Source organism: Collinsella aerofaciens (genome assembly GCF_040915425.1).
Lineage (GTDB): Bacteria > Actinomycetota > Coriobacteriia > Coriobacteriales > Coriobacteriaceae > Collinsella > Collinsella aerofaciens_BW.
The window spans coordinates 19,705-25,587 of record NZ_JBCPDN010000028.1; the positions used below are offsets into that span (position 1 = coordinate 19,705).

The window sequence follows — 5,883 nt, forward strand, 5'->3', positions numbered from 1 at the left end:
CGGCCGTCCTCGCCGATGCAATCGATGTCGTTGGTGCGGACGCACTTCTGGCAGGAGATAGCGCCGATCTCCTTCATGGTCTTCTTGCCCTGGTAGTACTCCTTAAACTGGTTCATGCCGGCGTTGGCAAGCAGCAGCGAAGGATCGTCAGGGACGAGGGACGAAGAAGGATAGAGCTTAAGACCGCGCTCCTCAAAGAAGTTGAGGAACTTGGAGCGAATCTCGGCCGTAGTCATTGACGGGTAGTCAGCACTCATAGAGGGAATCTCCTCGGTTTCACATCGAAACAGTTCAAACGTAACGATATTACCATCCCGCCGCGCCTGTGCAAAAAAGAGGGTCGCCAAACAGCGACCCTCCAGCGAAAGTGCACGTTATTTAGTACTGCGCGATCCTTTGAAAAAGGACTGCTGTATAATTGCATATAAGATTCACCCGGAAGGAGCGATCGATGAAAAGCAAACGATTTGTCCTGAATGCACTTCTGGTTGTAGCACTTTTAGCGCTCTTAGCCTTCTCATGCTGGTATGCAAACCAACCATCATTTGGATACGTATTGTATACAGTAATGTCCGGCGATAAGGCTTATTACACTCTACGCGCAATTGACGTTCTCTTTTTCTATGTAGCCGGCCCCTTATCAATCGCTTTGGTCGCGTTTCTTGTCATTTACAACTTCAAGAAACGTTAATAGAACCTATTTAGAATCCGAATCGTCCATGGAGCCGTCGATGCCGGTTTTGGTTTCGTCGTTCATATTGAAATCGTCGTCTTTGGCGAAGGGATTCTTGAAAAAGCCCGTAGCATCGGGCTGAAGGCCCGAGAGCTTCATCCAGGGATTATCGAGCTCGGGTTTGGGCATGGCCTGGGCCTCGGGCGCGGTCTCGTTGCCGATGAGCTCGGACTCGTAGATGAAGGTGTCGTCGCCGAGCGCGTCGTAGGCGGCGACCGGGTTGCCATCGGCATCGCGGTACGGTGTGCCCTTAAACACGGCGCCGTCATAGGCCACAAGCTGGCGGCCGGTCTCATTCTCGAAGTAGTACACGAAGATACCCTTGAGGGCCGCACATAGCGGGATGGCAATAATCATGCCGATGGGGCCCATGAGTGCCGAGCCAATAACGAGCGCCGTGAGGCTCATGATGGGATGCACCTGCACCGAGCTCTGCATAACCTTAGGCGAAATCACGTTATCGGTGACGTTTTGCGCGACCATCGTCACGATGAGCGTCCATAACGCCAACATGGGACTGAACATGAAGCCGAGTACCGTGGCGATTGCTGCGCTCACCCAGGGACCGACGACCGGAACCAAATGCATGATGCCGGTAAAGATAGCCATGAGCGCCGCATACGGATGACCGATGATCAAAAAACCGATAAAGGCGAGGAAACCACCGCAGATGGACGTCACGACCATACCGCGCATGTAGCCGCCGACAGAGCGAGAAAGGATGGCGACCATAAAGCGGTACGAGGTCTCCTTCTCCTGACCGATGATGGTGCAAATCTCGTGATGCATGCGAGGGTAGTCGCAGGCCATCCAGTAGGCAAGCACCAGACCAAGGAAGATCACGAACAACTGCGAGGCCGTATTGGTGATGAGCGGGAACACACCGCGACCAAGCTCGGCAGCAATCTGAGACACATACTTCGATGCCACGGTAACCAGGGACGAAAGATTATCGTCCAAATACTCCTTGAGCGGCGTGTTGTTGAGCGTCTTGGCATGCGAGATCATCTCATTGAGATCGCCACCCGCAACACGAAGCTGCTCGGGCAGGCGGCTCAGGACTTCCATGATCTGACCAAAGAGAATCGGCGACAAGATGCAAACGACACCGACGAGCACGGCAACAACAACAATAAGCGCGATAAGCGAACCGATGCCGCGATTCACGCCATGGTGCTCGAGCCAGTTGGTGATCGGGGACATCACAAAAGCAATGATGGAGCCGACGGCAAGAAACTCAATAACCGGTGCCAGGATGCCCATAAGGTTAAAGATGACAGCAGCAATAACAATGCAGCCGACAACAGCCCAAATGCGCAGCGTCAGAATGCGGGTGTCGCGCAGCACGCGATCGGTTTGCTGGGGGTGCTCACTCATGAACGAATCATCACTCCGTCGGGGTCGATCTTGTCCTGAATCTTCTTAAGCGTGCGGCGCAGCAGACGCGAAACCTGTACCTGAGAAATACCCAGCTTCTTGGCGATCTCGATCTGGGTCATGCCCTTCACAAAGCGCAGCTCAATCACCTCGCGCTCGCGCGGCGAGAAATCACGGATGGCTTCCTCGATCACTAGGCGGTCATCGGTAAAGTCGAGCTCGTTGTCGTCGTCGGCGTAACGGTCGAGAATCGAGGGGGCATCGTCCGAATCGGACGCACCAGGAGCCTCGATGGGCACCGAGGTATAGGCCGAAGACGATTCCATGGCCTCCAGCACCTCATCGACCGTCACGTCCAAGTACTCAGCGATTTCCTCAACCTTAGGCGAGCGCTGTAGCTCGTTGGTGAGCTTATCGGTAGCCTGGTTGACCTTGGCCGAGAGCTCCTGCAAGCGACGGGGCACGCGCACGCTCCAGCCCTTGTCGCGGAAGTGACGCTTGATCTCGCCCAAGATGGTAGGCGTGGCAAACGTGGTGAACTCGAGTCCGCGCTCAGGGTCAAAGCGATCGATAGCCTTGAGCAGGCCCAAATAACCAACCTGCATCAGGTCATCGAGCGGCTCGCCGCGGTTCTTAAACTTGTTGGCAAGAAACCTTACCAGGTTCATGTGGGACATGACGAGCTGCTCGCGTGCGTCCGGGTCACCGGTCTCTTTATAGCGACGAAACAGCTCGCGGGTTTTCTCCTTGTCCCAAGCGGTCTTACCGCTCCGGGAACGTTCGGTCATATTAGATATCCGCCTTGAGGTCGAGGGAAAGCGTCAGGGGCGCCGCAGTCTTTTCGTAGGAGTCGCACACGCTCGCCAAAATGAGCTCGGCATACACAGCGGCCTGGTCATCCTCGTCGACGGTGGCCTGGTCGCCAAAGGTAAAGGTCATGCCAACGTGAGATTCGTCGACATCGAATTTGATCGAGATGTCATCGGAATCAACAGCCGTGCAGCCGAAAATAAATGCTTCCTCGGCAGCCATACGAATGTCCTCGATGCGATCGACGGACATGGAGCAGAGCGCACCGACATTTGCCGCCGTCATGCGCACAAGGCGCGCCAGACGCGGGTCGCCGGCAACGGTCAGCGTAATGGGGCAAGTTGCTTCGCTACTCATCGCAGGACTCCTCAGAGGTCTCGGCGGGCGTGTAGGTGTAATACTGGGCTGCTTTAGCAGCAGGCTTCTGTGCATCATTGTCACCAGCAGCGACATCGTCCCCGGCTTCGCCAATCAGGACACGCTCGGTCGGCTGCTCGGCTTCTTCGGCAGCGGAAAGCTTGCACTCAGCGTCGGCCGCGGGAGCCTTCACCTTGTTAAAGAGTTTCTGCACGGCACCTGCCGCAGAATCAGTCACGCTCGACACAGCATTGCTGGCCTCGGCCATGCTACCGGTGACCTCAGAAATGTCGCGAACCACGGCTTCGACCTCTACGAGATTGGAGGTAAGGGCATCAACTGCCGTCTTGCTCGACTTAAGCAGCGGCTCCATCTGGGCAAGCGCCGGCGTAAGCTCATCGACAGCGCCATCGAGCTTTGCCACCACAGGCTGAGCCTCGGCGATGGTGTTGTTGAGGTCGTTAACGGTCTTATCGAGCGAGTCGACAACGGTGCGGGTCTTGCGCAGGGTAAGCGCGAGCTCAACGATGGCCCACACGCCGGCAACAGCGAGCAGCAGCAGGGCGATTTGAATGGGACTCATACAAGCCTCCCAAAGGAATCGATATACAGACGGTTTCCATGGTACCCCAAAGGGGACCGAACATGCCATGAGCAGCAACGTGGGACAAAATTATCAGCAGCTACTTCGGTGCATTCCCGCTGCGGTCGCGTTCACTTTGCTCTACGCGCCATTCTTCCCAACCGCGGCCGGCAGGCTGCCAAAATGCACCGCGTTCCAAGCCTTCGGGCAAATAGCGCTGATCGACCCAGCCTTCGGGATAATCGTGCGGATACTTATACACACCGTATTCATCGCTGCCCGGGCGATGGCGATCGCGCAGGTAGCTGGGCACCTCGCGAAGACCACTGCTGTGGATATCGGCTAGCGCCGCATCGATCGAGGCCTCGCACGCATTGGACTTGGGCGCCAAGCACACATAGAGCGCAGCTTGTGCAAGGTTAATGCGACATTCAGGATAGCCAATAACTTCAGCAGATTTAAAGGCAGCATGCGCCACCAAAAGCGCCTGCGGGTCGGCGTTGCCAACATCCTCAGAAGCGTGAATCATAATGCGGCGAGCGATAAACTTAGGATCCTCCCCAGCATCGATCATGCGCGCGAGCCAATAGATCGTGGCATCGGGGTCGCTACCGCGCATAGACTTAATAAACGCACTGATGATGTCGTAGTGCATGTCGCCGTTTTTGTCATACGTAAAGCCGCGACGCGGGTTGGCGATCTTCACGTCATCCACGGTGATGGGATAGCGCTCCCCCGCCGCAGGCGCTGGCGTTCCCTCGGTATCGGGACGCGTGACGGCAATCTCGCTCGCAAGCTCAAGCGTCGTGAGCGCCGAGCGAGCGTCACCCGCTGCCAGCGTGCAAATGGTCTTGACCGTATCCTGATCGGCCGAGAACTTACCGTTCAAACCCTGCGGTGCCTCAAGCGCACGTTCAATAAGCGTGGCGATATCCTCATCCTTCAGATGCTCAAGCTCCACGACGCGACCACGTGAGAGCAGTGCCGAGTTGACCTCGAAGTACGGGTTCTCTGTCGTAGCGCCAATCATAATGACGGTACGGTTCTCAACTGCATGCAGCAAGGCATCCTGCTGCGACTTAGAGAAGCGGTGAATCTCATCGATGAATAGAATGGTGCGGCGGTCGTACGTATTCAGGCGCGTCTTGGCCTCATCAATTACACGACGCAGGTCCTTCACGGTACCCGTGACGGCGCTGACCTCGACAAACTCGCTCTTGGTATGGTTGGCGATAATGTGGGCCAGCGTCGTCTTGCCCGTACCGGCAGGCCCGTACAGAATCACGCTCGAAAGCACGTCGTGCTCGATCGCGGCACGCAGCCATGAACCCTTACCGACGGCCTTTTGCTGGCCCACGTACTCGTCGAGCGAATTGGGGCGCATGCGCACCGCAAGCGGCGCATTCTGAAAGGAACGCTCGCGCGTCGAAGCAGAAAAAAGGTCGTCCATAGCCATCCCGTGTATTAATCAAATACGTTTTCCACTAACAGTATACCGAATTAATACGAACTACCGTTCGTTAATATAGGTACGATGCGGAAACTTTAGACCCGGGAACAGCTTGCTCGTCAGTTCGCAGAAATAACCGTCCGTCATGCTCGCAATATAATCCACCACGGCTTGATCCTTGTCGTCCTGCCAGGCATAGGCGCGATCGTAGTAGGAAAGCTGCTGCTCGATGCGAGAAATGTGGTGTTTAAAGATATACGAGGACTCGTCACCTTCGTTTATATCCTGCAGGCAACGGTCGTAAAGCTTTTCGAAGGCTTCGCGCAGCTCCGCCTCGGAGTCGCCTTCGATACCGCCCTTGCTATAGATCTTCTCGTAGTTCTCGCGCTTGGCCCGGCGGATCTCCTCAAACAGGTCCTCGCTCATCTCGATGCGCGGCTTACCATAGCTATGCTCCACGATATCGATGGAAGCGTGCGTAAGGATCCAGCTGTTGTAGGCACCGCCCCGGCCATCATCAAAAGCGTCGGGTGACAGCAGGCCCGCCGCGATCGCATCCTGACGGTCACGACC

Annotated in this window: 6 protein-coding genes and 1 pseudogene; all 7 read right to left on the reverse strand. The window is 56.1% G+C overall.

The genetic code is table 11. The features are described from left to right. Positions 1 to 257: alanine--tRNA ligase-related protein (locus AB5164_RS05325; protein ID WP_368147873.1), on the reverse strand; the 257-nt coding region annotated here is incomplete at its 3' end. Positions 258 to 697: 440 nt separating this feature from the next. After that, positions 698 to 2,110, reverse strand: coding sequence for an AI-2E family transporter (locus AB5164_RS05330; RefSeq protein ID WP_368136758.1), 1,413 nt, complete (start codon positions 2,108 to 2,110; stop codon positions 698 to 700). Continuing rightward, complete coding sequence (locus AB5164_RS05335; protein ID WP_022094589.1) at positions 2,107 to 2,898, reverse strand: RNA polymerase sigma factor SigF; 792 nt, start codon at positions 2,896 to 2,898, stop codon at positions 2,107 to 2,109. Before AB5164_RS05335 ends, AB5164_RS05330 begins: the two co-directional genes overlap by 4 nt. A 1-nt stretch (position 2,899) precedes the next feature. Continuing rightward, complete coding sequence (locus AB5164_RS05340) at positions 2,900 to 3,277, reverse strand: hypothetical protein (protein ID WP_022094590.1); 378 nt, start codon at positions 3,275 to 3,277, stop codon at positions 2,900 to 2,902. After that, positions 3,270 to 3,860 carry a hypothetical protein gene (locus AB5164_RS05345; RefSeq protein WP_161160184.1) on the reverse strand — a complete coding sequence of 197 codons (591 nt, stop codon included), beginning with the start codon at positions 3,858 to 3,860 and terminating at the stop codon, positions 3,270 to 3,272. Before AB5164_RS05345 ends, AB5164_RS05340 begins: the two co-directional genes overlap by 8 nt. Before the next feature lie 100 nt (positions 3,861 to 3,960). Continuing rightward, positions 3,961 to 5,310 (reverse strand): replication-associated recombination protein A, encoded by a 1,350-nt coding sequence (locus AB5164_RS05350; protein WP_368142165.1) that lies wholly within the window; start codon positions 5,308 to 5,310, stop codon positions 3,961 to 3,963. 60 nt (positions 5,311 to 5,370) lie between these two features. Further along, positions 5,371 to 5,883 (reverse strand): annotated as a pseudogene (locus AB5164_RS05355) (deoxyguanosinetriphosphate triphosphohydrolase family protein); the annotation flags it as partial.